This is a genomic window from Pseudidiomarina andamanensis (genome assembly GCF_009734345.1).
GTDB classification, from domain to species: Bacteria; Pseudomonadota; Gammaproteobacteria; order Enterobacterales; family Alteromonadaceae; genus Pseudidiomarina; species Pseudidiomarina andamanensis.
On the sequence record NZ_CP032551.1, the window covers coordinates 183,918 to 207,698 of the forward strand.

The following is a 23,781-nucleotide window of genomic DNA, read 5'->3' on the forward strand; positions in this document are numbered from 1 at the left end:
TTTTTGTTGTATGCTCTTTAACAATTCATCCATCGTTATCTGACAAGGTATTTTGATGCACCTTTTGGCTGATGCTTCGATGCCGCTGGTTGCCCAACTTGCTAAAGCGTTTTCTGATGCGCTCCATGAGCAGGGCATCTCATTTACGTTGAGCACCTTTGAAGGCCGCCAACCTACTCCTGAACAACTTGCCAGTGCTGATTTATTAATGATTCGCTCAATTACCAAGGTTGATGCTGAGTTATTGCAACGTGCACCGCGAATAAAGTGGATAGGTACGGCGACGATTGGTACCGAACATGTTGATGCTGTGGCATGCCGCGACGCAGACGTTACCTTTGTTTCGACGCCTGGTGTGAACGCTAACGCTGTCGGCGATTATGTCGCCAGCGCGGTTAGCAATATTGCCTTAGAGCAGGGGGCTTTGCCCAACGGCGAGGTAGCAATTATCGGTGCCGGTCATACTGGTCGCGCTGCGGGACAACGTTTGCGCGGACTCGGTTTGAAGGTACATTTTTACGATCCACCATTATTGCAGCATGCAACGTCTCAAGGGTATGACGATATTCACAACGATTGGCAACGTGTGCTGAAGAGTCAGGTGATTAGCTGCCATGTGCCGTTAACGAAAGATGGCGATTACCCAACCTATCATTTATTTTCTGACCGAAGCATTGCTGCACTCGTTGATGATTGCATTTTGATAAACGCAAGTCGTGGTGCTGTTGTGGCTGAGCAGGCTTTACGCTCTGCGAAGCACCGTAAGCAGCGTCTTCAGGTTGTGCTTGATGTGTGGGAAAACGAACCGCAAATCGCCGTTGAATTACTGCCTTGGCTTCGTTATGCCACTGCGCATATTGCAGGCCATAGTGTTGCTGGTAAAGTGGGGGGAACGTTGCGCTTATTTCATGAACTGGCTGGCTTTTTAAAGCAACCGCAACTAACGTCCGTTCTGCCGTCGTTGAAGCATCTCATGCAGCCGTGGCCAGAAGCTATTCGGGATTACTGTTGGCAGGCAAATGAGCAACCAACATGGCAAATGCTAGCATCTTGGGTGCGCGACATTTATGATATACGCATCGACGACAAATTATTGCGTCAGGCAACACCAGAGCCAGCAGCATTTGATGCGCTTCGGCGCACTTATTCGGCGCGTGCAGAGTTATCGCAAGGAATGGTCGTTGGTGGTCGTTGGCTAGCGCAAAGTGAGTGGCAGAATCGTCTGCAACAACTCACATTTTCACACATACAAAAGCAGGAGCAGTAATGTCACGAGCATTTAACGTAGCTGTACTTGGTGCAACCGGTTTGGTTGGCCAGCATATGATTGAAATTCTTGAAGCACGGGACTTTCCTGTCGCGCAATTGTTTCCATTAGCGAGCAGCCGCTCCGCAGGCTCAACAGTTAAATTTCGTGGCGAAGAAATCACAGTTGAAGATGCTGATACCTTTGACTGGAGCCAAGTAGAACTTGGATTCTTCTCTGCCGGAGGCAACATTTCTCGTATTTACGCGCCAAAGGCGGCTGATGCTGGGTGTGTAGTTATCGATAACACCTCAGAGTTTCGTTACGAGCCGGATATCCCGTTAGTTGTGCCAGAAGTGAACGCGCATGCATTAGTCGATTTCCGTAATCGCAATATTATTGCCAATCCGAATTGCTCAACCATTCAAATGTTAGTGGCATTGAAGCCGATTCATGACGCGGTTGGTATCGATCGCATCAATGTCGCGACTTATCAGTCGACCTCAGGTGCAGGCAAAGAAGCGATGGATGAATTGGCGCAGCAGACAGCCGCGCTCTTGAATGGACGACCAGTTGAAGTCGAGAGGTTTAGCCGTCAAATCGCCTTCAATTGTATTCCACAGATTGATGTGTTTTTAGATAACGACTACACCAAAGAAGAAATGAAAATGGTGTGGGAAACACAAAAAATCTTTGGCGATGAAAGCATTCGGGTGAATGCAACGGCTGTGCGTGTACCAGTATTTTTTGGTCATGCAGAGGCGATACATATTGAAACTTTACAACCAATTGATGCGGTACAGGCGAAGGAATTGCTGCGTAACGCACCGGGGGTTGTTTTGTTTGACAATAACGATGATTTTCCGACACAAATAGGTAACGCTGCCGGACACGATGAAGTTTTTGTAGGACGCGTGCGCAATGATATCTCTCACCCACAAGGATTAAACCTGTGGGTTGTAGCGGATAATGTGCGCAAAGGCGCCGCGACAAACAGTATTCAGATTGCAGAACACTTAATTCGCGACTATATGTAAAACTATCTATCTTTCAATGCGGTACCGATAATTACAACGATTACAAAAGAGGGAACCAGCTCAATGAAACGGAATAGCTTGGCACTGGCGGCCGGTATAGCACTGGCACTCGGCTCGTCGGCAGTGGTTACTGCTGACGCGAGCTTTGTGAATACAAGTGCAGCGGCGATGCTGCAAGGTCAGGCCACGTCGCGATGGCAGCCTGATCGGTTTGGTCCAATTGTTGCGTCCGATACGTTGTGGTCAATTGCCATGTATTACGGCGATCAGACCGATCTATCTGTCTACGAAATGATGGATTTGTTCATTGAGTTAAACCCTGAGGCCTTCATTAACGGTCGTGCAGATCGAATGATGGATGGCTATTATTTGAAAGTTCCGGAAGTGGCGCAGCGCGCTCGCGCAGGAAGCTCCGAAAGTAAGGCGGTAGTAGCGACAACTGAGTCACCAAAAGTTACAGCGAGTGAAGAGCCTCAAGCAGAGTCAAAAGCGACCGTAGAAACTGTCAACGCAGATGTTGAAGTTGCGGGTGAGAGCGTAGAGTTTGGTGTGGCTGAATTGACGCAATTACGGACACAGCTTGCGGAATCAATTTCTTTGATTGAACGCTTAAATACTGAAAACAATGCGCTACAGCAGCGTCTTGATTCAGTGAATGCGGAATTAGAACAACTGCGCTTAAAAGTTGACGCTGAACAGATCGCGGAAAATGAACTGCAGGAGCAGATTGCGGCGGAAATTGTCGCGACCAAGGTTGAAACAGGCGAAGTTGAAGTCACTCCACAAACTGCTTCGGCTTCCGAACCAACTAGCAAAACTAACGAAGTTGAAACTGAAACCGCTACGACAACAGCGGAACCAGCAGCGGCACCAACATCAGCAGCACAACAGCCTACAGAAACTCAGCCTGCTGAGACCAAGGTAGCTGAGCCTGAGGTAATAAAACCTAAAGCGGCTGAATCGAAACCCGTTAAACGTAAGCAACAATCTGAGTACGAAGAATTCTTAGATTGGTTGATGCAACCTTTCCAGCTGACTTTAGCTATTCTTATTCCTCTATTATTAGCGGCAATCATTTGGTATGTGTTGTATGTACGTCGCCTTAACCGTGAAACTCTCGGGCCATACAATGGCGCTATGCAAGCGGCAGAGCAAGAGCAGCAGCAAGAACAAAGCGCAGCCGGCGATAAACTGAGTGCATATGAGGAAGCTGAGCAAGCGGCCTACGCTGAAGAGGCAGCCGATATGCCAGAATTTGAGCGCTTAGATAACGAAGAAGACGAGGTTGTCACTGAAGAGGCTGAAGTAGAGAATAGTCTTGACGATGAATTAAGTGCGCTCGATGGCACCGAAGATGAATTTGAAGCGATTGACGAAACCGTTGATGATGAAGCCGATCTGGATACCTTGTTGGCATCTAGTTTTGACGATGACGAAGCCGAGAGTGCATCGACAACTGAAGAAGAGTCAGCGGCTGCGGAAGTTGAAATTGAGCCGGAATACGAGCCAGAAGTAGAGCCAACCCAGGAACTTGAGTCGGTCGATGAAGATTTATCGTTAGAGTTCGATTCAGAGCCGGCGGAACCAGTGACGCCGAAAGCTGAGACTAAATCAGAGGAACCGGTCAGTACTGACGATGATGAAATGAGTTTAGATTTTCATATCGATGATGCGGGCTCTGCAAACGAAGACCCCGAGGTGCCAGCCGTAGATGAAGCGCCAGTAACCGATCTCGAAGTTGAACTTGAGCAATTTGAAGATGTTGATCTTGATGATATCGATCTTGAAGCTTTGACCACTGAAGAGGCCACTAAACCAGAAGCTGAAGATGATTCTGATGATGCGGCGTTTTTAGAAATCGATGCGTTGCTTGAAGAAGCAGAATCGGCAGACTCTGATTTTGATAGCCCACGGTTTGAACGTGAGTCTGGCCAAGTAGACGACAACGAAGAAACGCCGTCAGGTATGATTGATCTTGCTCGTGCTTATTTAGAAATGGACGAGTATGAGTTGGCGCGCAATGAACTTGAAAAAGTAGCGCAGACTGACGATGAAGACGCGAAACGCGAAGCGGCAATGTTATTACAGAAAATTGAAGAACAGGGTCATTAATGAGTAGTACGCGCATTGCGCTTGGTATTGAATACGACGGAAGTCAGTATTTTGGGTGGCAGCGACAACGCGAAGTTGTCTGTGTTCAAGAAGTTTTAGAGCGTGCTCTGAGTAAAGTCGCGAACCATCCGGTGGAAGTTACCTGCGCAGGGCGCACCGATGCAGGCGTTCACGCAACAGGGCAGGTTGTACACTTTGATTGTCAGTTTGAGCGGGCGATGCCCGCTTGGACTATGGGAGTGAATAGCAACCTGCCTGATTCAGTTGCAGTACGTTGGGCGCGCGAAGTACCGGATACGTTTAATGCTCGTTTCAGTGCGACCGGTCGGCGTTACCGTTATATTATTGCGAATCAAAAAATGCGCCCAGGCATTCTCGGACGTGGTTTAAGCCATTACCATCAACCGCTTGATGCGGAACGTATGCATGAGGCGGCACAACACCTTATCGGCGAACATGATTTTAGTGCGTTTCGCGCTGCTCAATGCCAATCACATTCGCCGAATCGCTGTGTCACGAGAATTGACGTGCGTCGTTTTGGTGATTTCATTGTGGTTGATATTGCGGCCAATGCGTTTTTACATCATATGGTTCGTAACATTGTTGGTAGTTTGCTTGAGGTTGGTAAAGGCGAGCAGTCAGAGTCGTGGCTAGCAACTTTATTGGCGGGACGAGATAGAACACTAGCGGCAGCCACCGCGAAAGCCGAAGGGTTATATTTGGTACAAGTGGACTATCCGCAAGAGTTTGATCTACCACAATTACCACCCGGTCCACTTTGGCTACCTGACTGTTAAGACCACTTTTTGCTAAACTGATTTCATAGAATATGCTTTAATAGAGCGTATTTACTGGCAATTACGCCACATGACTGAACAAGTTAACAACGGAATATTATGAGCTGGATAGAGCGAATTCTTGCAAAACCGAAAAGCAACAAACGCCGCAACATTCCTGAAGGGGTGTGGGCGAAGTGTACGAGTTGCGATGCTATTCTCTATAGTGCTGATTTAGAACGCAGCTTGAACGTCTGTCCAAAGTGTGACCATCACATGCGCGTGTCTGCGCGAGTGCGTTTAGCGAACTTTTTAGATGACGGCAAGGGTGAAGAAATCGGTGCAGAACTCGAGCCCAAAGACGTGCTTAAATTCCGTGATTCAAAAAAATATAAAGACCGTATTGCTGCGGCTCAAAAAGCGACCGGCGAGAAAGACGCTCTAGTAGCACAGAAAGGTCGTTTAAAGGGTATGCCTGTTGTTGCCGTTGCTTTTGAATTTGATTTCATGGGCGGTTCGATGGCATCGGTTGTTGGTGCACGTTTTGTGAAAGCGGCAGAAGTCTGTTTACGCGAGCGTATTCCACTGATTTGTTTTTCAGCTTCAGGCGGCGCACGTATGCAAGAAGCGTTGTTGTCATTGATGCAAATGGCAAAGACGTCGGCGGCACTGGCACGCATGAGCGAAGAAGGCCTCCCGTTTATTTCAGTGCTAACCGACCCAACTATGGGCGGTGTATCAGCAAGTTTGGCTATGTTGGGCGATATCAATATCGCTGAACCGAAAGCGTTGATTGGTTTTGCTGGTCCGCGAGTGATTGAGCAGACCGTACGTGAAACTCTTCCTGAAGGCTTCCAACGCGCCGAGTTTTTGGTTGATCATGGTGCGGTAGACATGATTGTTGATCGTCGCCAGATGCGTAATCGAATTGCCGCATTGCTGGCAAAATTTCAGCACCTGCCGGCAGTCGCTGACGAATATTAAGCATGACGACCCCAGTCAAACCTTCCTCTTCAGCCGGGCTTAATGCCTGGCTGAGTTATTTAGAGCAATTGCATCCAAGTGCCATTGATATGGGGCTTGAACGCGTCAAGGCGGTTGCAGAACGACTCGACCTCACCACAACCTCTGCGCAAGTATTTACTGTTGCGGGGACAAACGGCAAAGGCTCGACTGTGCGTTATCTTGAGACCATTCTGCGATGTGCCGGCTACAGCACGGGCGTTTATATCTCGCCGCACTTGCATCACTACGCGGAACGCGTGCGTATTAATGCCGAGCAACTTGTCGAGCAAGAACATGTTGCAGCATTTGTAGCTATCGAAGAAGCGCGTGGAGATATTTCACTCACTTATTTTGAGTTCGGCACGTTAGCGGCATTATGGTTAATGAAGCAGCGTGAGTTGGATGCTTGGATTCTTGAGGTTGGTCTCGGTGGACGCTTAGACGCCGTGAATATTATCGATGCTGATGTCGCGCTGTTAACCAGTGTCGGTATTGATCACATTGGTTTCCTCGGTGATGACCGCACCGGTATAGCTCGCGAGAAAGCCGGTATTTTTCGACCGCAACGTCCGGCGATTGTGGGGGAGCCTGATTTCCCTGAAGCAGTAGCGACTGCGGCGCTCGAACAAAAAGTAGATTTAAGGCGCGTTGGTAAAGATTTTCACTATCGCACGACCGGTGCTGCCACCTGGCAATTCCGCGACGACAATAATTTCCTACAAGAGTTACCGTTGCCACAATTACCGCTACCGAATGCAGCAACAACTATTGCCGCACTAGCGGCAAGCAAGTTGCCTGTGTCTGACAAAGCGATTCGTGAGGGCTTGAGCAAAGCCCGCGAACCGGGACGTCTCCAGTTTGTAGCCGGTGATGGTAAAAATGCGGTCGATACGTTGCTCGATGTTGCACATAATCCACATGCAGCGAATTATTTGGTGCAAGCGTTACTTAATCGCTACCCACAACGTGAAGTTTATGCGGTGGTTGGCATGCTCCATGATAAAGATATTGCCGGAACACTCGCCGCTTTGCAGCCGGCCGTATCCCGTTGGTATTTTGCGAGTTTATCGGAACCTCGAGGCGCCACTGCAGCGCAGTTATTAGAGCATGCGCCGAATGGCGCAACCAGCGCCACGTGTTTTGGTAGTGTTATGGCTGCTTATGAGGCAGCACAGCGCGATGCCTTAACCATGCAATCGTCACAACCGCTGGTATTGGTTTGCGGCTCGTTTTACACTGTAGGGAAAATTCCAACCACGGAGTAGTTCATGGCCTCGCAGTTGCAAAATCGAATTGTCGGAAGCGTTATTCTTATTGCCCTTGCGGTAATCATTTTACCAGAATTGTTCGACGGTAAACCGCAGCAAAAACAAGAATCATTTGAAGCAATTCCATTGCAGCCAGAGGTGGAAGTTGCTGAGGTACCAGCGAAATCGGTTCCGCAGCAAGAAAAACTACCTGACTCGCTTGATCAAGTTGAGACCCTCGAAATTGACGCCGATGATGCGCCCGCCATCAAAACTGCTCAGAAGAAAACGCCAGACGCACCGAGTAACGCTGAGTTACAGCAACCAGGCTGGATTATTCAATTGGGTGTATTTCGCAACCAAGCGTCGGTTGATCGCTTAGTAAAAGAACTCCGCGCCGCCGGTTATCCAGCCTATCGAGAAGTTGTACAGACAGCCGATGGCCCGCGTAATAAACTCCTAGTTGGGCCCGGCTTGGTAAAAGAAGAGCTGGAAGCCGATCTACCCAAACTAAAAGAATTAACCGATCTCAATGGTCGGGTTTTTCGCTACGAGCCGTAATAATTTTGCGCAAAATGTCAGCCTTTCTGATACAATTTGCGCGAAATTTGAATCCGCTAGGGAATGCTAACAATGGTCTGGATTGATATCGCGATTTTGGTGGTAATAGGTCTTTCGACGTTAATCAGCTTAACCCGAGGCTTCGTAAAAGAAGCTCTGTCATTAGCCATTTGGGTGGCTGCCTTTTTTATCGCAAAATTTTTCTATTTAGACCTCGCGACACTGTTTACCGGCATTGAAGATAGCATGCTTCGTAATGCAGCGGCTGTGGCGGCATTATTTGTCGCCACATTGATTGTTGGCTCCGTAGTGAATTATTTAATTGGTCGTCTTGTTGAAAGCACTGGTTTAACTGGTACCGATCGGCTATTGGGCGGCCTGTTTGGAGCGTTACGTGGCGTACTTATTGTCGCCGCTTTGCTATTTTTCATGGACTCGTTCACCGGGTTATCCGATGAACCATGGTGGCAAGCTTCAGAGTTAATTCCGCATTTCGGTGTGGTCATTCAGTGGTTTTTTGAATACTTGGAAAATACATCAAGTTTCTTACCCCAAAATGTTTAATGAGGTTGTTGTTGCATGTGTGGCATTGTTGGAATTGTAGGTAAAGACCCAGTCAATCAAGCGTTGTATGACGGTTTAACGATGCTCCAGCATCGTGGCCAAGATGCCGCCGGTATCATGACCGTAGATAACGGCACACTGCGTTTACGTAAAGCCAATGGTTTGGTACGCGATGTCTTTCACACGCGGCACATGCATCGTCTGCAAGGGCGAATTGGTATTGGCCACGTTCGTTATCCCACTGCTGGCAGTTCGAGTTCTGCTGAAGCCCAACCATTTTACGTGAACTCGCCATTCGGTATCGCGATGGCTCATAACGGCAATCTAACCAACGCTCATGAACTGCAAGAACAATTGTTCGCGAAAGCTCGCCGTCATATCAATACCACTTCCGACTCTGAAATTCTGCTCAACGTATTCGCACACGAACTCTATCAACAAGATAACTTGCGCTTAACCCCAGAAGATGTGTTCGCAACCGTTGCGCGAGTGCATCGCCAAATTCGTGGTGCTTATGCTGTGGTTGCCATGATTATCGGGCACGGTATTGTCGCGTTTCGTGACCCGTGGGGTATTCGTCCATTGGTATTGGGTATGCGCGAAACTGCAAATGGTAACGAATATATTGTTGCCTCTGAGAGCGTTGCTGTTGATGGTACGGGTTTCAAATATGTGCGAGATGTTGAGCCGGGCGAAGCCATTTATATTACCGAAGACGGCGAATTGTTCTCGCGTCAGTGCGCAGACAACCCGCAGCATTGCCCATGTATTTTTGAGTATGTTTACTTTGCTCGTCCTGATTCATTTATCGACAAAGTGTCGGTGTATGCTTCGCGAGTCAATATGGGTCGCAAGCTAGGTGAGAAAATTAAACGCGACTATGCCGATTTAGATATCGATGTGGTGATTCCAATTCCAGAAACGAGCTGTGATATCGCATTGGAAATGGCGAACATTTTAGATTTGCCGTATCGCCAAGGTTTTGTGAAAAACCGGTATATTGGGCGTACGTTTATCATGCCAGGGCAAACTCAGCGCCGTAAGTCGGTACGCCGTAAACTCAATGCGATCAGCGCCGAATTCCGCGGTAAAAATGTGTTGTTGGTGGATGACTCCATTGTGCGTGGCACAACTTCAGAGCAGATTATTGAGATGGCACGTGAAGCGGGCGCGAAGAAAGTATATTTCGCGTCAGCAGCACCAGAAATTCGTTTCCCGAACGTGTACGGTATCGATATGCCAAGTGCCAACGAATTGATTGGACATGGTCGCGAGGCGTCAGAAATTAATGATTTAATTAAAGCTGATGGCCTGATTTATCAAGAGCTCGATGATTTAATTGCTGCCGTGCAGCAAGAGAATAAAGATATCACCCGTTTTGAAACATCCGTGTTCAACGGTGAATACATCACTGGCGATATTAATCAAAGCTACCTCGACCGTCTCGATGCCGCTCGTAACGACGTTGCCCGCCATGGCAGTGATCAAAGCGAAGATGCAAATTTAGAGCTTCATAACGAAGACGAGTAAACTGAAACAGTAATAAAAAAACGGACGCCTTAGCGTCCGTTTTTTATTTGCATCGAAATTAAAGTTGGAACGGGTACACCGAACCGAGTTTCAGAATTTGCGTTAACTCATCAAGTGCCGTACGCGATTCCATTAATAGTTGTGGGTCACGTAAATCGGCCACACTTAACTCGTCGCGATAGTGTTTATCAACCCATTGATTCAATCGTGCGAACAACTCGTCGTTCATGATTACCGCAGGGTTTACTGCTGCTAACTCAGTGTCATTCAGTGCAACACGTAAGCGCAAACACGCAGGACCACCACCGTTGCGCATACTTTGTTTCACATCAAAGTAGTGAACTTGGCGAATTGGCGTATTACGGGTCACCAAGTCAGCTAAGTACGCTGCAACACGAGGATTTTCCTGACACTCAGTTGGCGCAATGATAGCCATCGTGCCGTCTTGTATGGTCAGCAGTTGGGTGTTGAATAAGTACGTTTGTACTGCATCTTCAACCGACACTTCTGAGGTTTTAACTTCAACGAAGTGAACCGGTTCGTCGCCAAATTTGCGCTGAATTTCGGCGAACTTTGCTTCGGTGTCTAAAAACGCTTGCTCGTGGTAGAACATCACATTTTGGTTGCCCACGGCAATCACGTCGTTGTGAAAAACACCTTGATCAATCACAGCTGGGTTCTGCTGAATGTACACGGTGTTTTCGTCGCTCAGCCCGTGTAACCGCGCAATAGCTTGTGACGCTTCATAAGTTTGACGCGCAGGAAATTTGCTTGGTGCCGGTTTGCTGCTATCAAAGGCGTAGCGACCAAAGGTGAAAATCTCAACACCCGCATGACCATAGTCGCTGCACAAACGGGTATGGTTTGCTGCACCTTCATCACCAAAGTGCTCGTTATCCGGCAAGTGAGTATGGTGTGCAAAGTAACGGTTGTTATTAAACATCGCCTGTAAAATACGACCACTGGTGGTCGGTTCCAGCGAGCGATGAAACTTATTGGTTAAGTTAGCTGGTGTAAAATGCACTTTGCCATCAGCGGTATCCGCACCAGGCGATACCGTCGCGGCATTGGCTGTCCACATACTTGACGCTGAACAGACAGCTTGGAAAATCTCTGGCGCTTGTTGCGCGGCTTTGCTTAATACTTCGGCATCTGATCCGCTAAAGCCTAAGCGGCGTAAGGTTGCAATGTCAGGGCGTTCTTGTGGTGCTAAAACACCTTGAACCATGCCCATATCGTGCAGCGCCTTCATTTTCGCAAGACCTTGCTTAGCCGCAGATTTTGGGCTAGAGGTAGATTTAGCATTGCTTAATGAAGCAACGTTTCCGAACGACAGCCCGGCATAATTGTGGGTTGGGCCAACAAGGCCATCGAAATTAACTTCATAGTGGTGCATGCTCAAACAAAACCTCCATTGCAGTTGCAAGCGTTGAATTGTTGGCTATTATACCCGCAAGTTGGTCTTGGCGTAAGGGCTGAACACCTTGATTTTATTGGTCTGATGCGCGTGTAAGTCAATTGGTGCATAGATATAAAGCAAAAACGTATTTTTATGATTTTTGTTCAGGGTGGTTGTGCATCAGCCGCAGAACAGATATATCTAAAAAAAGAATCCCACAAGCTTACGGATAAAAGAGAGTCGCATGGCAAAAGCGTTAGTTATTGTCGAGTCGCCAGCAAAAGCGAAGACAATTAATAAATATTTAGGGAATGATTTTGTGGTGAAGTCGAGCGTGGGTCACGTTCGCGACTTACCGACAAAATCAACCGCGACCGTCAAAACCAAGCCGCCGGCCGAAGTTCGAAAAATGACGCCGGAGCAAAAAGAAGCTTATCGGCAAGAGCGTGAGTTCCGAAAATTAGTGGCCCGAATGGGCATTGATCCGCAGCACGGCTGGGAAGCTCACTACGAAGTGTTGCCCGGCAAAGAAAAGGTTGTGGCAGAACTGAAAAAGCTGGCAGCGAAAGCTGATGCTATTTACCTCGCAACGGATTTGGACCGCGAAGGGGAAGCCATTGCTTGGCACTTACGCGAACTGATTGGCGGCGATGACAGCCGGTTCCAGCGCGTGGTGTTTAACGAAATCACCAAAAAAGCCATTCAAGAAGCTTTCTCTCATCCGGCTGCTTTGAATATTGACCGTGTGAATGCACAGCAAACGCGTCGATTCCTCGATCGTGTTGTTGGCTTCATGGTGTCACCGTTATTGTGGAAGAAAATTGCGCGTGGGTTGTCAGCTGGGCGCGTACAATCCGTCGCGGTGCGCTTAGTAGTTGAGCGCGAACGCGAAATCAAAGCCTTTGTACCAGAAGAATATTGGGATATTTACGCCGATTTATCGACGCAAAATAGTGATGCATTGCGTATGCAGGTGCAAAAGCACCTCGGCAAGACCTTTAAAGCGAACGATAAGGCCGCTGCCGACGCCGCTGTGGCTGCATTGAAGGGTGCCCAATACAAAGTCATAGACCGCGAAGATAAACCGACTAGCAGCCGTCCCTCGGCGCCGTTCATTACATCAACCCTGCAACAGGCCGCTAGTACGCGGTTAGGTTTCGGGGTGAAAAAGACCATGATGTTAGCGCAGCGTTTGTACGAAGCGGGTCATATTACCTACATGCGTACCGACTCAACCAACTTGAGCCAAGAGGCTGTGGCTACTTGTCGAGACTACATTGGCAAGAACTTCGGCAGCGATTATTTGCCAGCGAAACCGAACGTTTATGGCTCTAAGCAAAATGCACAAGAAGCGCACGAGGCCATTCGTCCTTCAAGCGTCGGCGTGAAGTCAGAAAGTTTGCGTGATATGGAACGCGATGCACAGCGTTTGTATGAACTCATTTGGCGCCAATTTGTGGCGTGTCAAATGACGCCAGCTCAATACGATGCAACCACCATTTCCGTGCAAGCCGGTGATTATGAGCTGCGTGCCCGTGGGCGAGTGTTGCGCTTCCCTGGCTGGACCAAAGTGCAGCCGCCAGCGGGCTCGAAGAATAATGAAGATGCAACCTTACCTGATGTGAAAAAAGGTGAAGAATTGGCTCTGCAACAGCTTGACCCGCAGCAACACTTTACCAAGCCGCCGGCGCGCTTTAGCGAAGCTTCGTTAGTCAAAGAGCTTGAAAAGCGCGGTATCGGCCGCCCATCAACCTATGCGTCAATTATTTCAACCATTCAAGATCGTGGCTATGTGCGGGTAGAAAACCGCCGGTTCTACGCGGAGAAAATGGGTGAGATAGTCAATGACCGTTTGGTTGACAACTTCCCGCGTTTATTGAACTACAGTTTCACCGCTGAAATGGAACAAGCGCTAGATGAGATTGCCGAAGGGAACCGCAATTGGAAATCGACATTAGATCAGTTCTACGACGATTTCAGTGCGAAATTACAGCAAGCCGAAATGACCCCAGAAGAGGGCGGTATGCGCCCGAATCAAATGGTGCTGACCGACATTAAATGTCCGAAGTGCGGTCGTCCGATGGGTATTCGTACCGCATCAACCGGCGTGTTCTTGGGTTGTTCTGGCTACGAACTACCGCCAAAAGAGCGTTGCACGCAAACCATGAACCTGTTGCCAGGTGAAGAAGCCGTAAGCGTCAAAGACGATGACGACGAAGCGGAAACCATGGCGCTGCGCGCGAAAAAACGTTGCCCGAAATGTGGTACGGCAATGGACAGTTATTTAATTGACCAAGAACGCAAACTGCACGTGTGTGGTAATAACCCAGCGTGTGATGGCTATGTGGTTGAGCAGGGCGAATTCCGCATTAAAGGTTACGATGGGCCAGTGCTTGAATGTGACCGTTGTGGCAGTGATATGCAGTTGAAAACCGGCCGTTTTGGTAAGTATTTTGATTGTACCAACAGCGAGTGTAAGAACACCCGTAAGTTACTGAAAAACGGCCAACCAGCGCCACCAAAAGAAGATCCCGTGCCGTTCCCTGAACTGCCGTGTGAAGACTCGAACGCGTACTTCGTATTGCGTGACGGTGCGTCGGGTGTGTTTTTGTCAGCGAATACCTTCCCGCGTTCACGTGAAACCCGTGCGGTGAAAGTGAGTGAGCTGAAGCGCTTTAAAGATCGCATTCCAAGTAAGTTCCATTACTTAGCGGAAGCGCCTGAAAAAGACGACGATGGCAACGAAGCCATTGTACGTTACAGCCGCAAGAACAAAGAACAGTACGTGATTACCGAAGTGAATGGTAAAGCGACAGGTTGGCAAGCGTTTTACTCTGGTGGTGTTTGGCGCGTCGAAGCAAAGAAGAATAAACGCAAGTAAACAAAGAAGCGAGAACCAAAGTGTTTGACTATCTTAGAGTGACTAATTTACGTGCTTTTAAAGACTCCGGAAAAATAAAACTTAATCCATTGACTATATTGGTGGGGAAGAATAGTTCCGGGAAAAGTACGTTAGCCCGTGTGTTGCCTTTGTTAAGACAATCTGTAGAGGTAAGTACTCGAGGACCAATTCTATGGTTTGGAAATAAATATGTTGATTTTGGTAGCTTCGCAACAGCAATAAACTCGAATGCAGATACTAAAGAGATAACTTTTGAAATAGGCTTGAAAACACTCCTAGGGCAATTCGTGTATTTATCTAACTCGAAAAAAAATAAAGATGATTTTAATCGAGAAATAAAGATTGCGCTCACTCTTTGTGATGATAATAAATCTACTAAATTGAAATCTTTTAGTGTAGTTAGTGACGATTTATCAATAGATGTAAGAAACACCTCTGGCTCCAAAGCGGTTATTGAATTGAACGGTGTTCAGGTAACTTCCTTATCTGCAACAATTGAAAATGCAATTGATTTTGGTTTACTTCCAGATTTAGCAATAGTTCTGGAGGGTGAAAGTAAATCTAAGAATTATTATTTTGATGATAATTCAAAATATAAATTAGACCTTCTAAAAAAATACTCTGATAGTTATAAATTGAAATTCGAAAGTGAAGAATCTTCAAATAAATTCTATTCGGAGCTATTAGATATTACCGATTTATCATTTTTTGGGTATAAATCTAATATAAATTATCTCGCTGAGCGGCATGGCATATTTGAAAGTGCTCTAAAACTAAATGATGAGCAGCTCAGGCAGATATGGAATGATTCGGTAATATTAAATATTCCACACCTCATAATGATGGTTAATCATCTAATTCACGAGCAAATGAAGAATATTTCTTATGTTGCTCCAGTCCGAGCTTTTGCAGAAAGGTACTATAGATTTCAGGACCTGCAAGTAAAAGAACTAGATCATACAGGCTCGAATTTAGCAATGCTGCTTTTGTCGCTAAAAAATAAACATTTATCTGATTTCAAAGGCTGGATTAAAAAACATTTAAGGTTTGAAATAAGTGTTGACCCAGTTGGTAATCATTATGCAATAAGCGTAAAACCAGAAGGCTATAAAAAGTTTCATAATTTAAGCGATATGGGATTTGGATTTTCGCAAATACTTCCAGTTGTTGTATCGATGTGGATGAGTACTAACACGAAGGCATCTCCGAGATTTAGATATTTTGGTGATGAAACTAATGTCGATAAAATAATAGTAATAGAGCAACCTGAATTGCATTTACATCCAGAGATGCAAGATATTTTAGCGTCCACAATAGTTAATGTTGCTAGCAATTATAAGAATTTAAGGATTAAGTTCTTAATTGAGACGCATAGTAAAACATTTATCGATGCAATAGGTCGCTGCATTCGAGCAAAGGAAATAGATTCAGATTCTGTATCCATTAATATCGTTGAGCATGAGGCAATTTCGGATACGTCGGTAGTAAAACAGTCAAGCTTTAATGAACAGGGGCAACTGCTGAATTGGCCGCTTGGCTTTTTCTCGTCGTGATACTAATGTTAATAGTTCTTAGATCGATTAATTTGATAAACAACAGCCAATCTTCTTCTGAAAAGAATGTTGCGTTATATAGAATTATTAATGCTGCGATCGAACAGAAACATGCGGTAATTATCGATGACGTTCCGGAATCTTATAATCCGAAGAATTTTGGAAGATTAGGGGACTTTGTTGTAGGTCAAATTATCAACATTAGGGATATATATAGCGAAAATGAAGCTATGAAAACTTTGGTAAACAAGTTTTTAATTGTAGATTTTTCGTTAGATCGATTGGCAATTAATTTAGACAGTTATGGAAATTTGATTGTCGGGTACACTAAGCTTGTTCAATCTAACTTCCTAGAAAGTAGCAATCTTATTCTTGAAGATTTAAATGATAAAGAGGTTTACTATTCTTTTGTCAATTATTATTGCTATCACAATCGGATAAATAATTTTAATTTCAAACTCGATTTCAGAGCTGGTGGTGGTAGTAGTTGTCGACGTCACTTCGATGAATCGATAGATGATAATAGACTGACGATTTGTATAGTTGATAGCGACAGAAGGCATCCTAATGGGCCATTGGGAAGTACAGCGCAACTATTTAGTAACGTTTTTGATAGAGAACAAGACTTTTGGTATCTCGAGATTCTTCCTCATCACGAAGCCGAGAACATTATTCCGATTAGTGTATATAAAAAGGGATATCTCTTGTTGAAAGAGAGAAAGCGAGCACAGCTTCTTGAGTCAATTAAGAGCGTGTTATATGGCAGCACCGGCTCTGTCCGTTATTTTGATTTTAAGAAAGGTTTGACTGCATACCAATACGGGTTCTTGGAAAGTACCTATGGAGCCTACTGGGAACATGTTATAAATGGTTTAGATATCAACGAGTCATGTTTGGGGTGTATAAGAAATGTTTCATCTTTTACTAGGATAAAAAAAGGCTGCTACCATTGTCCGAATAATACTAATTGCGTATTTATCCAAAGTATTTGCTGCGATGCAGCAACCACCCTTCAGGTAATCAAAAAAAAGCAGGTTGATTTGAATCGATTATTTAATAGCGCTATGAGTGAAGCCCCCGCTCAGGTTGATGAGATTCTTAGAATTGGAAAGGTTCTATTTTCGTGGGGCTATGCGTCAAACTTTCAGTCTGCTTCCTAAAATCGATAACTTTGCAATCGTATGGTTATCATTCGCTATTAGCTACATCTGCGATTAATTCGCTCCTTACTATAACAACCTGATTATCCGCCTCAAATCTCAATTTCACTTGTTTTCCTTCAATCTTAACGACGCAAATTCTAATTTTATTATCGATCACAATCTCTTCACCGATCTTTCTCGTTAATGTCAACATGTCCTTGATTCTCCGTTAAAATAAATATTGTAAAGGAAAGTCTAGGGCATATCGTAAAATTAAGACATCACTACGGAAGTTGTTGGTTATTGTCGTACATTGTAGTCAACTATTAAAGCGGCGCATGCCAAGTATCACATGCCTGCAAGGTGTTCTGCATCAGCGTTGCTACGGTCATCGGGCCGACGCCGCCTGGCACTGGGGTAATGTATGAGGCGCGCTGCTCAGCAGTTTCAAACTCAATATCACCAACGAGTTTTCCAGAAGGCAAACGGTTAATACCCACATCAATCACTACGGCGCCCGGTTTGACCCATTCGCCAGGAATGAAGTTTGGCTTGCCAACAGCAACGACAAGAACATCAGCACGTTGCACGTGCTCTTTTAAATCATTAGTAAAGCGGTGACAAACGGTTGTGGTGGCACCAGCCAGCAACAACTCTAGGCTCATTGGGCGGCCAACAATGTTGGAAGCGCCAACCACCACGGCGTTTTTGCCATGCAAGTCTAAGCCAATGGAATCGAGTAGAGTGATCACGCCGCGCGGGGTGCATGGGCGTAATGCCGGGTTACGTTGGGCTAAACGGCCCATGTTAAACGGGTGAAAGCCGTCAACGTCTTTGAATGGATTAATGCGCTCGAGAATGGCTTGTGCATCTAAGCCCTGCGGCAATGGCAGTTGCACCAAGATACCATCAATTTCAGCATCGTTATTGAGTTGGTCGATTAAGGCTTCGAGTTCTGCTTGTGTGGTTGTGGCTGGCAAGTCGAATGCTTTAGACACAATGCCTACTTCTTTGCAGGCGTTGCGCTTACTGCCAACGTAAACTGCAGAGGCTGGGTCTTCACCCACCATGACGACGGCAAGGCCGGGGGCGCGAGCACCGGCAGCAAGGCGTTTGGCAACCCCTTGTTTTACTTCATCACGAACTTGTTGAGCTACTTGTTTACCATCAATACGTTGCGCAGTCATTGCTGTGAACACCTTATTCGGTTAAATGCTGATGTGTCGAGTTCATGGGCTGCTATTTTCGCATGTTTTTTGCTAAGGTTGTAGCGTCGATTAAACGGGTACTGAAATACGGAATGAATAAATTTCAGTCAGCCTGTTGGTATTTTCAGCAGTCGGACATTTTGGGCAAAAAAATGTTTGACGCGTTACGGCCCAACAGGTAATATTCGCCCCCGTTGTCAGGCCGCGTCCTGCACGGGATTTTAAAGACTTATAAGAAGTATGTCGGCGAGTAGCGCAGCTTGGTAGCGCACTTGTTTTGGGTACAAGGGGTCGCTGGTTCGAATCCAGTCTCGCCGACCATTTCTTAAAGTGCGAAATGCGCCCGTAGCTCAGCTGGATAGAGCAACGGCCTTCTAAGCCGTCGGTCGCAGGTTCGAATCCTGCCGGGTGCGCCATTAAAGCCCTGGCACAACATATGAAGTGGTGGCTGTAGCTCAGTTGGTAGAGCCCCGGATTGTGATTCCGGTTGTCGTGGGTTCAAGTCCCATCAGCCACCCCATTTCTCTGCTTTTCAGCATTATCTCAAAAATTTGAAGTCGGCGAGTAGCGCAGCTTGGTAGCGCACTTGTTTTGGGTACAAGGGGTCGCTGGTTCGAATCCAGTCTCGCCGACCATTCTCATGATTCATTCCAACATTGATTCCCTCTTAGCATAGATTTTTCTCGAAAGTTGCGTATAATTTCGGCATCTGTTTAAAATTTGCTACAAGCTATAACAACTATAAGAGCTTATTTCATGCTAGAGAACATGCCAAAACAGCATGCTAACCATGCATCTTCAACAGAGGAAGGCTTTGGCTTGATGATTTCGGTCATCAGCATGCAACTCATCAATTCTACGCCTGATCAAAGCCAAACCCACATTGAGCATGCTCTCGCGTTATTGGGGCGCGGAGGCAGCAAAGATCGCTGCTATGTGTTTGAATTTTCAAAAAATCACTCAAAAATGTCGAATACCTACGAGTGGACAAACGACGGTATACAAGCGCATAAACCCGATTTGCAAGATATTCCCGCTGAAATGATGCCGTACTTCTTTGAGCGTATGCTCGAAGACGGACAGATTTTGGTTGATGATGCAAAAATGTTACCAGAGAGTGCGGGTGGCTTCCGTGACGAGTTATTGCGCGAAAATATTCGCTCGATGATGGCCGTTGGCATGTACATGGAAGGCAAGCTGGTTGGTTTTGTCGGGTGTGATTTGGTGAATCGCCAGACCCAATGGGTAGAACGCGATATTCGGCAGATGCGTCTCGTCGCCGACATGATCGCCAATACTATTGCTCGTCACAAAACCGAAGAACAGTTACGTGCGACAGAAGCACAGCTTTTAGAAGCCAACGCGAAGCTTGCGCAATTGGCGCGCCAAGATAGCTTGACTGGGTTGGTGAATCGTCGCGGTTTAGATGAATGCCTTGAACATGAATTACGCCGGGCTATTCGAGCGCAGCACCCGTTAACGTTGCTCATGGTTGATGTCGATTTCTTTAAGCGTCTTAACGATGAGCACGGTCACCTGCATGGCGACGAGGTATTAAAGGCTGTGGCGGATATCTTACAAAGTCATTTCAAACGCACCGGTGAATATGTCGCCCGCTTTGGTGGTGACGAATTTATGGTGGTTTGTCCTCAGTCAGAAGTTGACGAGTTAACCGTACAAGCGAAAAAAGTTCTCGCTCGGGTTAGGTTGTTAGAGAAACGGTTAGGGAGTCCTGTCACCGTGAGTATTGGAGTTCATTCTGATATTCCATCGGCAACGACAACCACCGATGATTTAATGCGAGAGGTTGATGTTGCGGTATATTTCGCTAAGCAATGTGGCCGTAATCGTATTGAAGTAAATCCAAAGGCACAGAGTAAGTTAGCAACAAGCTAATACTGCGCCATCACCGCGCTACGCGCACAATCACAGCGCAATCGCCGCAAAAATGTCCGTTCCTACTCGACGTAGGCCCATGGCTTCGCTATAATGCGGCGTCATTTTGAAGGGCCCCGCTGGTAGTGGGCTCAGGCCAATAGTGAAGCCGAGGTAACAAAGCAATGCAGGTTTCTGTAGAGACAACCCAAGGATTAGAGCGTCGCGCCACGATCACCGTGCCAGCTGACGTTATCGAAAACGAAGTCAAGCGTCTGTTAAAAGACGAGTACCGTAACCGTCGTATCAACGGTTTCCGTAAAGGCAAAGTTCCACCAAATGTTTTGCAGAAATTATTTGGTAAAGAAGCGCGTGCACGTGCTGCTTCAAACCTTATGCAAAGCAAATACTTCGAAGCAATGATGCAGGAAAAAATCAACCCAGTGGGTATGCCTGCCATTGAGCCAAAAGTAAACGAAGAAGGTCAAGATCTTCAATTCGTAGCTACTTTCGAAGTTTACCCAGAAGTTAAAGTTGCTGCTTTAGACAAGTTAGCTGTTGAAAAGCCAGACGTTGAAGTGACTGACAAAGACGTCGACACCATGCTTGATACATTGCGCAAGCAACACGCTAGCTGGAAAGAAATTAAGCGTAAGTCGAAGAAAGGTGAGCGTATCACTATCGATTTCACTGGCTCTGTAGACGGTGAAGAATTCGAAGGTGGTAAAGCGACTGATTTTGCACTTGAGCTTGGCGAAGGTCGTATGATTCCTGGTTTCGAAGACCAAATTATTGGTATGAAAACTGGCGAAGAAAAAACAATTACCGTGACTTTCCCGGAAGATTACCACGCTGAAAACCTGAAAGGTAAAGAAGCGCAGTTCGTGATTGTGGCGAAGAAAGTTGAAGAGCGTGACTTACCAGAACTAACTGACGAGTTCGTTTCTTTGTTCGGTATTAAAGACGGCGGCGTTGATGCGTTGAAAGCTGAAGTTCGTAAGAATATGGAACGTGAGCTGAAAAACGCTGTGCAAAGCAAAGTGAAAGAGCAAGTTTTGAAAGGCTTGGTTGAGCACAACGACGTTGACTTACCAAAAGCGATGGTTGACCAAGAAATTGATGTGTTGCGTCGTCAAGCAATGCAACGTTTCGGTGGTAACCAAGCACAGTTGCCGCAACTTCCAGCTGATTTGTTTGAAGAACAAGCGAAAGAGCGCGTGAAAGTTGGTTTGTTACTGGGCGAAGTGATTCGTGGTAACGAGTTGAAAGTTGACGAGAAAAAAGTTGACGAGATCATCGAGAACAACGCTTCTGCGTACGAAGATCCAGCTGAAGTTATCGCTTACTACAAAGGTAACGAAGAAATGATGCAGCAAATTCGCAATGTTGCATTAGAAGAACAAGCAATTGAGTTCATTCTTTCTCAAGCAAAAGTTAAAGCAAAGAAAACCAGCTTTGACGAGTTGATGAACCCGAAAAAATAAAAGAGTTGCGAATACCGTCACAACAACGTTGACGGCATCGACTACAACTTGGTTTAATGGCTCGTATAAACTTATACGAGCCATTTTTATTTCAGGAGTCGTAAATTATGTCGGATATGGCGCTAGACCCAATGGCACAATTGGTGCCGATGGTAGTGGAACAGACAGCAAAAGGAGAGCGCTCGTACGATATCTACTCGCGCTTATTGAAAGAGCGCGTAATTTTCTGTTGTGGTCAGGTTGAAGATCACATGGCCAACTTAATTGTGGCGCAGTTGCTATTCTTAGAATCAGATAACCCAGATAAAGATATCTACTTGTACATCAATTCACCGGGCGGTGCTGTTACTGCGGGTATGGCGATTTACGATACCATGCGCTTCATTAAGCCAGACGTGAGCACTGTATGTATGGGGCAAGCGGCGAGCATGGGAGCATTTTTGCTTGCTGGCGGTGCGAAAGGTAAGCGTTTCTGTTTGCCAAACTCACGCGTGATGATTCACCAGCCGTTAGGTGGCTTCCAAGGCCAAGCATCTGATTTTGAAATTCATGCGCGTCAGATTTTAGATATTAAAGATAAACTGAATCGCATGTTGGCAGAGAACACCGGCAAAGATTTAGAACAAGTCGCAAAAGACACTGATCGTGATTACTTTATGTCTGCTGAAGAAGCAGTGAACTATGGCTTGGTAGATAAAGTATTGACGCAACGAGGCGGAGAATAGAATGACCGATAAAACTGAAGGTAATGGCGAAAAGCCGTTGTTTTGTACCTTCTGCGGAAAAAGTCAGCACGAGGTTCGCAAGCTAATTGCAGGGCCTTCGGTATTTATTTGTGATGAATGTGTGGATTTGTGTAACGATATTTTGGAAGAAGAGATTCAGAATATTGCGCCGCAAGAAGAGCAAAAGAAACTACCAACACCACACGAAATTCGTGCCCATCTTGATGAATATGTTATTGGTCAAGAAATGGCGAAAAAGGTGTTGGCTGTAGCTGTTTATAACCACTACAAGCGCTTGGCCAACAACGAAACCAAGAGTAAAGACGAAGAGCTGGTTGAGCTGGGCAAAAGTAATATTTTGCTTATTGGCCCAACTGGTAGTGGTAAGACGTACTTAGCAGAAACGCTAGCGCGCTTTTTGGATGTGCCGTTCACCATGGCTGATGCCACCACGCTGACCGAAGCTGGTTATGTGGGTGAAGACGTTGAGAACATTATCCAGAAGCTGTTGCAGAAGTGTGACTACGACGTTGAGAAGGCGCAACGTGGTATTGTTTACATTGACGAAATTGACAAAATTTCGCGCAAATCGGATAACCCATCAATCACGCGAGACGTTTCGGGCGAGGGCGTTCAACAGGCTTTATTGAAGCTTATTGAAGGAACTGTAGCGGCAGTGCCGCCGCAAGGTGGACGTAAGCATCCACAACAAGAATTTCTGCAGGTAGATACCTCGAAAATTCTATTTATTGCTGGTGGTGCGTTCGCTGGTCTCGACAAGGTTATTGAGCAACGGGTTAGCGTTGGCAGTGGCATTGGCTTTGGTGCTGAAGTGAAGAGCAAACAACCCAAAGCTGAAGGCGTGACGTTAACGCAAGTTGAGCCAGAAGATTTGGTGAAATACGGTTTGATTCCAGAGTTCATTGGTCGTTTACCTGTACTGGCAACGTTGACCGAGTTGGATGAAGACGCGTTGGTGCAAATCTTACGCGAACCGAAGAATGCACTCACCAAGCAATATGGCGCGTTATTCAAGATGGAAGATGTTGAGCTTGAATTCCGCGAAGATGCATTGCGAGCCATTTCTCGTAAAGCCATGGCGCGCAAAACCGGTGCTCGAGGATTACGCTCAATTGTCGAAGCCGTGTTGCTAGATACGATGTACGACTTACCAACATTGGAAAATGTGAGTAAGGTCGTGATTGATGAATCTGTCATCAAAGGTGAGTCATCACCAATTTTAATTTATGCGAATCAACAGGATGAAAAGCACGCATCAGGTGAATAACTTGCTTGTTTAGCATGAATTTTGTGCAAAAAGGGCCAATTAGGCCCTTTTTTTGTGCAAAACATTGAACTTTCGCTGGAGCGCCACATATTAAGAGGTAAGATAGAGTGACAACTGTCACGAACCG

General features: G+C 46.2%; 19 protein-coding genes and 4 tRNA genes. 20 read left to right on the plus strand and 3 right to left on the minus strand.

From position 1 onward, the window contains the following. Positions 1-55 precede the first annotated feature (55 nt). The 9 genes from D3795_RS00770 (at position 56) to purF (ending at position 10,078) form a co-directional block, all read left to right on the plus strand. Positions 56-1,267, plus strand: a complete 1,212-nt coding sequence (locus D3795_RS00770; RefSeq protein WP_156265722.1) for a 4-phosphoerythronate dehydrogenase — start codon at positions 56-58, stop codon at positions 1,265-1,267. Next, positions 1,267-2,283, plus strand: coding sequence for an aspartate-semialdehyde dehydrogenase (locus D3795_RS00775; protein WP_156265723.1), 1,017 nt, complete (start codon positions 1,267-1,269; stop codon positions 2,281-2,283). Before D3795_RS00770 ends, D3795_RS00775 begins: the two co-directional genes overlap by 1 nt. 63 nt (positions 2,284-2,346) lie before the next feature. Further along, positions 2,347-4,395, plus strand: coding sequence for a FimV/HubP family polar landmark protein (locus D3795_RS00780; RefSeq protein ID WP_156265724.1), 2,049 nt, complete (start codon positions 2,347-2,349; stop codon positions 4,393-4,395). Beyond that, a complete protein-coding gene (gene truA, locus D3795_RS00785; RefSeq protein ID WP_156265725.1) occupies positions 4,395-5,192 on the plus strand; it encodes a tRNA pseudouridine(38-40) synthase TruA in 798 nt (265 codons plus the stop codon). The genes D3795_RS00780 and truA overlap by 1 nt, the downstream gene beginning before the upstream one ends. Before the next feature lie 99 nt (positions 5,193-5,291). Next, positions 5,292-6,155, plus strand: coding sequence for an acetyl-CoA carboxylase, carboxyltransferase subunit beta (gene accD / locus D3795_RS00790; protein ID WP_156265726.1), 864 nt, complete (start codon positions 5,292-5,294; stop codon positions 6,153-6,155). 2 nt (positions 6,156-6,157) lie between these two features. After that, positions 6,158-7,441: a bifunctional tetrahydrofolate synthase/dihydrofolate synthase gene (gene folC / locus D3795_RS00795; protein ID WP_156265727.1), complete on the plus strand. Its 1,284-nt coding sequence runs from the start codon at positions 6,158-6,160 to the stop codon at positions 7,439-7,441. A 3-nt stretch (positions 7,442-7,444) separates the two neighbouring features. Continuing rightward, positions 7,445-7,984, plus strand: coding sequence for an SPOR domain-containing protein (locus tag D3795_RS00800; RefSeq protein WP_156265728.1), 540 nt, complete (start codon positions 7,445-7,447; stop codon positions 7,982-7,984). 72 nt (positions 7,985-8,056) lie between these two features. Then, positions 8,057-8,548 carry a CvpA family protein gene (locus D3795_RS00805; protein WP_156265729.1) on the plus strand — a complete coding sequence of 164 codons (492 nt, stop codon included), beginning with the start codon at positions 8,057-8,059 and terminating at the stop codon, positions 8,546-8,548. A 15-nt stretch (positions 8,549-8,563) separates the two neighbouring features. Further along, complete coding sequence (gene purF, locus D3795_RS00810) at positions 8,564-10,078, plus strand: amidophosphoribosyltransferase (protein ID WP_156265730.1); 1,515 nt, start codon at positions 8,564-8,566, stop codon at positions 10,076-10,078. Positions 10,079-10,136: 58 nt separating this feature from the next. On the opposite strand, the gene astB is transcribed toward purF, so the two are convergent. Further along, complete coding sequence (gene astB, locus D3795_RS00815) at positions 10,137-11,474, minus strand: N-succinylarginine dihydrolase (RefSeq protein ID WP_156265731.1); 1,338 nt, start codon at positions 11,472-11,474, stop codon at positions 10,137-10,139. 247 nt (positions 11,475-11,721) lie between these two features. Between astB and topA the strand changes: the two genes are divergently transcribed. From topA to D3795_RS00830, 3 genes are read left to right on the plus strand one after another with little or no spacing between them, the layout of a single operon-like run. After that, entirely contained in the window at positions 11,722-14,358 is a 2,637-nt protein-coding gene (topA, locus tag D3795_RS00820) for a type I DNA topoisomerase (protein ID WP_156265732.1), read from the plus strand. A 20-nt stretch (positions 14,359-14,378) separates the two neighbouring features. Beyond that, a complete protein-coding gene (locus D3795_RS00825; protein WP_156265733.1) occupies positions 14,379-15,932 on the plus strand; it encodes an AAA family ATPase in 1,554 nt (517 codons plus the stop codon). Positions 15,933-15,937: 5 nt separating this feature from the next. Then, on the plus strand, positions 15,938-17,092 hold the full coding sequence (locus tag D3795_RS00830) for a hypothetical protein (RefSeq protein ID WP_156265734.1): 1,155 nt from the start codon (positions 15,938-15,940) through the stop codon (positions 17,090-17,092). 28 nt (positions 17,093-17,120) lie between these two features. On the opposite strand, the gene D3795_RS11525 is transcribed toward D3795_RS00830, so the two are convergent. Together D3795_RS11525 and folD are read right to left on the minus strand one after the other, a co-directional pair. Then, a complete protein-coding gene (locus D3795_RS11525; protein ID WP_156265735.1) occupies positions 17,121-17,288 on the minus strand; it encodes a carbon storage regulator in 168 nt (55 codons plus the stop codon). A gap of 112 nt (positions 17,289-17,400) precedes the next feature. Next, a complete protein-coding gene (folD, locus tag D3795_RS00840; RefSeq protein ID WP_156265736.1) occupies positions 17,401-18,261 on the minus strand; it encodes a bifunctional methylenetetrahydrofolate dehydrogenase/methenyltetrahydrofolate cyclohydrolase FolD in 861 nt (286 codons plus the stop codon). A gap of 265 nt (positions 18,262-18,526) precedes the next feature. On the opposite strand from folD, the gene D3795_RS00845 reads away from it, so the two are divergent. The 8 genes from D3795_RS00845 (at position 18,527) to clpX (ending at position 23,654) form a co-directional block, all read left to right on the plus strand. Next, a tRNA-Pro gene (locus tag D3795_RS00845) sits at positions 18,527-18,603 on the plus strand. An 18-nt stretch (positions 18,604-18,621) separates the two neighbouring features. After that, positions 18,622-18,698: transfer RNA gene (locus D3795_RS00850), tRNA-Arg, on the plus strand. Positions 18,699-18,726: 28 nt separating this feature from the next. Continuing rightward, positions 18,727-18,802, plus strand: a tRNA-His gene (locus tag D3795_RS00855). Between the two features lie 38 nt (positions 18,803-18,840). Then, a tRNA-Pro gene (locus D3795_RS00860) sits at positions 18,841-18,917 on the plus strand. A 121-nt stretch (positions 18,918-19,038) separates the two neighbouring features. Next, positions 19,039-20,178 carry a GGDEF domain-containing protein gene (locus tag D3795_RS00865; protein ID WP_156265737.1) on the plus strand — a complete coding sequence of 380 codons (1,140 nt, stop codon included), beginning with the start codon at positions 19,039-19,041 and terminating at the stop codon, positions 20,176-20,178. 164 nt (positions 20,179-20,342) lie between these two features. Continuing rightward, entirely contained in the window at positions 20,343-21,641 is a 1,299-nt protein-coding gene (tig, locus tag D3795_RS00870) for a trigger factor (protein WP_156265738.1), read from the plus strand. 107 nt (positions 21,642-21,748) lie between these two features. Next, a complete protein-coding gene (clpP, locus tag D3795_RS00875; protein WP_092855810.1) occupies positions 21,749-22,366 on the plus strand; it encodes an ATP-dependent Clp endopeptidase proteolytic subunit ClpP in 618 nt (205 codons plus the stop codon). A gap of 1 nt (position 22,367) precedes the next feature. After that, positions 22,368-23,654, plus strand: coding sequence for an ATP-dependent protease ATP-binding subunit ClpX (gene clpX, locus D3795_RS00880; protein WP_156265739.1), 1,287 nt, complete (start codon positions 22,368-22,370; stop codon positions 23,652-23,654). Positions 23,655-23,781: the final 127 nt, after the last annotated feature.

Bases quoted from the DNA above. Each gene is read 5' to 3' on its own strand.
- D3795_RS00770 (WP_156265722.1), top strand. From the start codon at position 56: ATGCACCTTTTGGCTGATGCTTCGATGCCGCTGGTTGCCCAACTTGCT.
- D3795_RS00775 (WP_156265723.1), top strand. From the start codon at position 1,267: ATGTCACGAGCATTTAACGTAGCTGTACTTGGTGCAACCGGTTTGGTT.
- D3795_RS00780 (WP_156265724.1), top strand. From the start codon at position 2,347: ATGAAACGGAATAGCTTGGCACTGGCGGCCGGTATAGCACTGGCACTC.
- truA (WP_156265725.1), top strand. From the start codon at position 4,395: ATGAGTAGTACGCGCATTGCGCTTGGTATTGAATACGACGGAAGTCAG.
- accD (WP_156265726.1), top strand. From the start codon at position 5,292: ATGAGCTGGATAGAGCGAATTCTTGCAAAACCGAAAAGCAACAAACGC.
- folC (WP_156265727.1), top strand. From the start codon at position 6,158: ATGACGACCCCAGTCAAACCTTCCTCTTCAGCCGGGCTTAATGCCTGG.
- D3795_RS00800 (WP_156265728.1), top strand. From the start codon at position 7,445: ATGGCCTCGCAGTTGCAAAATCGAATTGTCGGAAGCGTTATTCTTATT.
- D3795_RS00805 (WP_156265729.1), top strand. From the start codon at position 8,057: ATGGTCTGGATTGATATCGCGATTTTGGTGGTAATAGGTCTTTCGACG.
- purF (WP_156265730.1), top strand. From the start codon at position 8,564: ATGTGTGGCATTGTTGGAATTGTAGGTAAAGACCCAGTCAATCAAGCG.
- astB (WP_156265731.1), bottom strand. From the start codon at position 11,474: ATGCACCACTATGAAGTTAATTTCGATGGCCTTGTTGGCCCAACCCAC.
- topA (WP_156265732.1), top strand. From the start codon at position 11,722: ATGGCAAAAGCGTTAGTTATTGTCGAGTCGCCAGCAAAAGCGAAGACA.
- D3795_RS00830 (WP_156265734.1), top strand. From the start codon at position 15,938: ATGTTAATAGTTCTTAGATCGATTAATTTGATAAACAACAGCCAATCT.
- D3795_RS11525 (WP_156265735.1), bottom strand. From the start codon at position 17,288: ATGTTGACATTAACGAGAAAGATCGGTGAAGAGATTGTGATCGATAAT.
- folD (WP_156265736.1), bottom strand. From the start codon at position 18,261: ATGACTGCGCAACGTATTGATGGTAAACAAGTAGCTCAACAAGTTCGT.
- D3795_RS00865 (WP_156265737.1), top strand. From the start codon at position 19,039: ATGCTAGAGAACATGCCAAAACAGCATGCTAACCATGCATCTTCAACA.
- tig (WP_156265738.1), top strand. From the start codon at position 20,343: ATGCAGGTTTCTGTAGAGACAACCCAAGGATTAGAGCGTCGCGCCACG.
- clpP (WP_092855810.1), top strand. From the start codon at position 21,749: ATGTCGGATATGGCGCTAGACCCAATGGCACAATTGGTGCCGATGGTA.
- clpX (WP_156265739.1), top strand. From the start codon at position 22,368: ATGACCGATAAAACTGAAGGTAATGGCGAAAAGCCGTTGTTTTGTACC.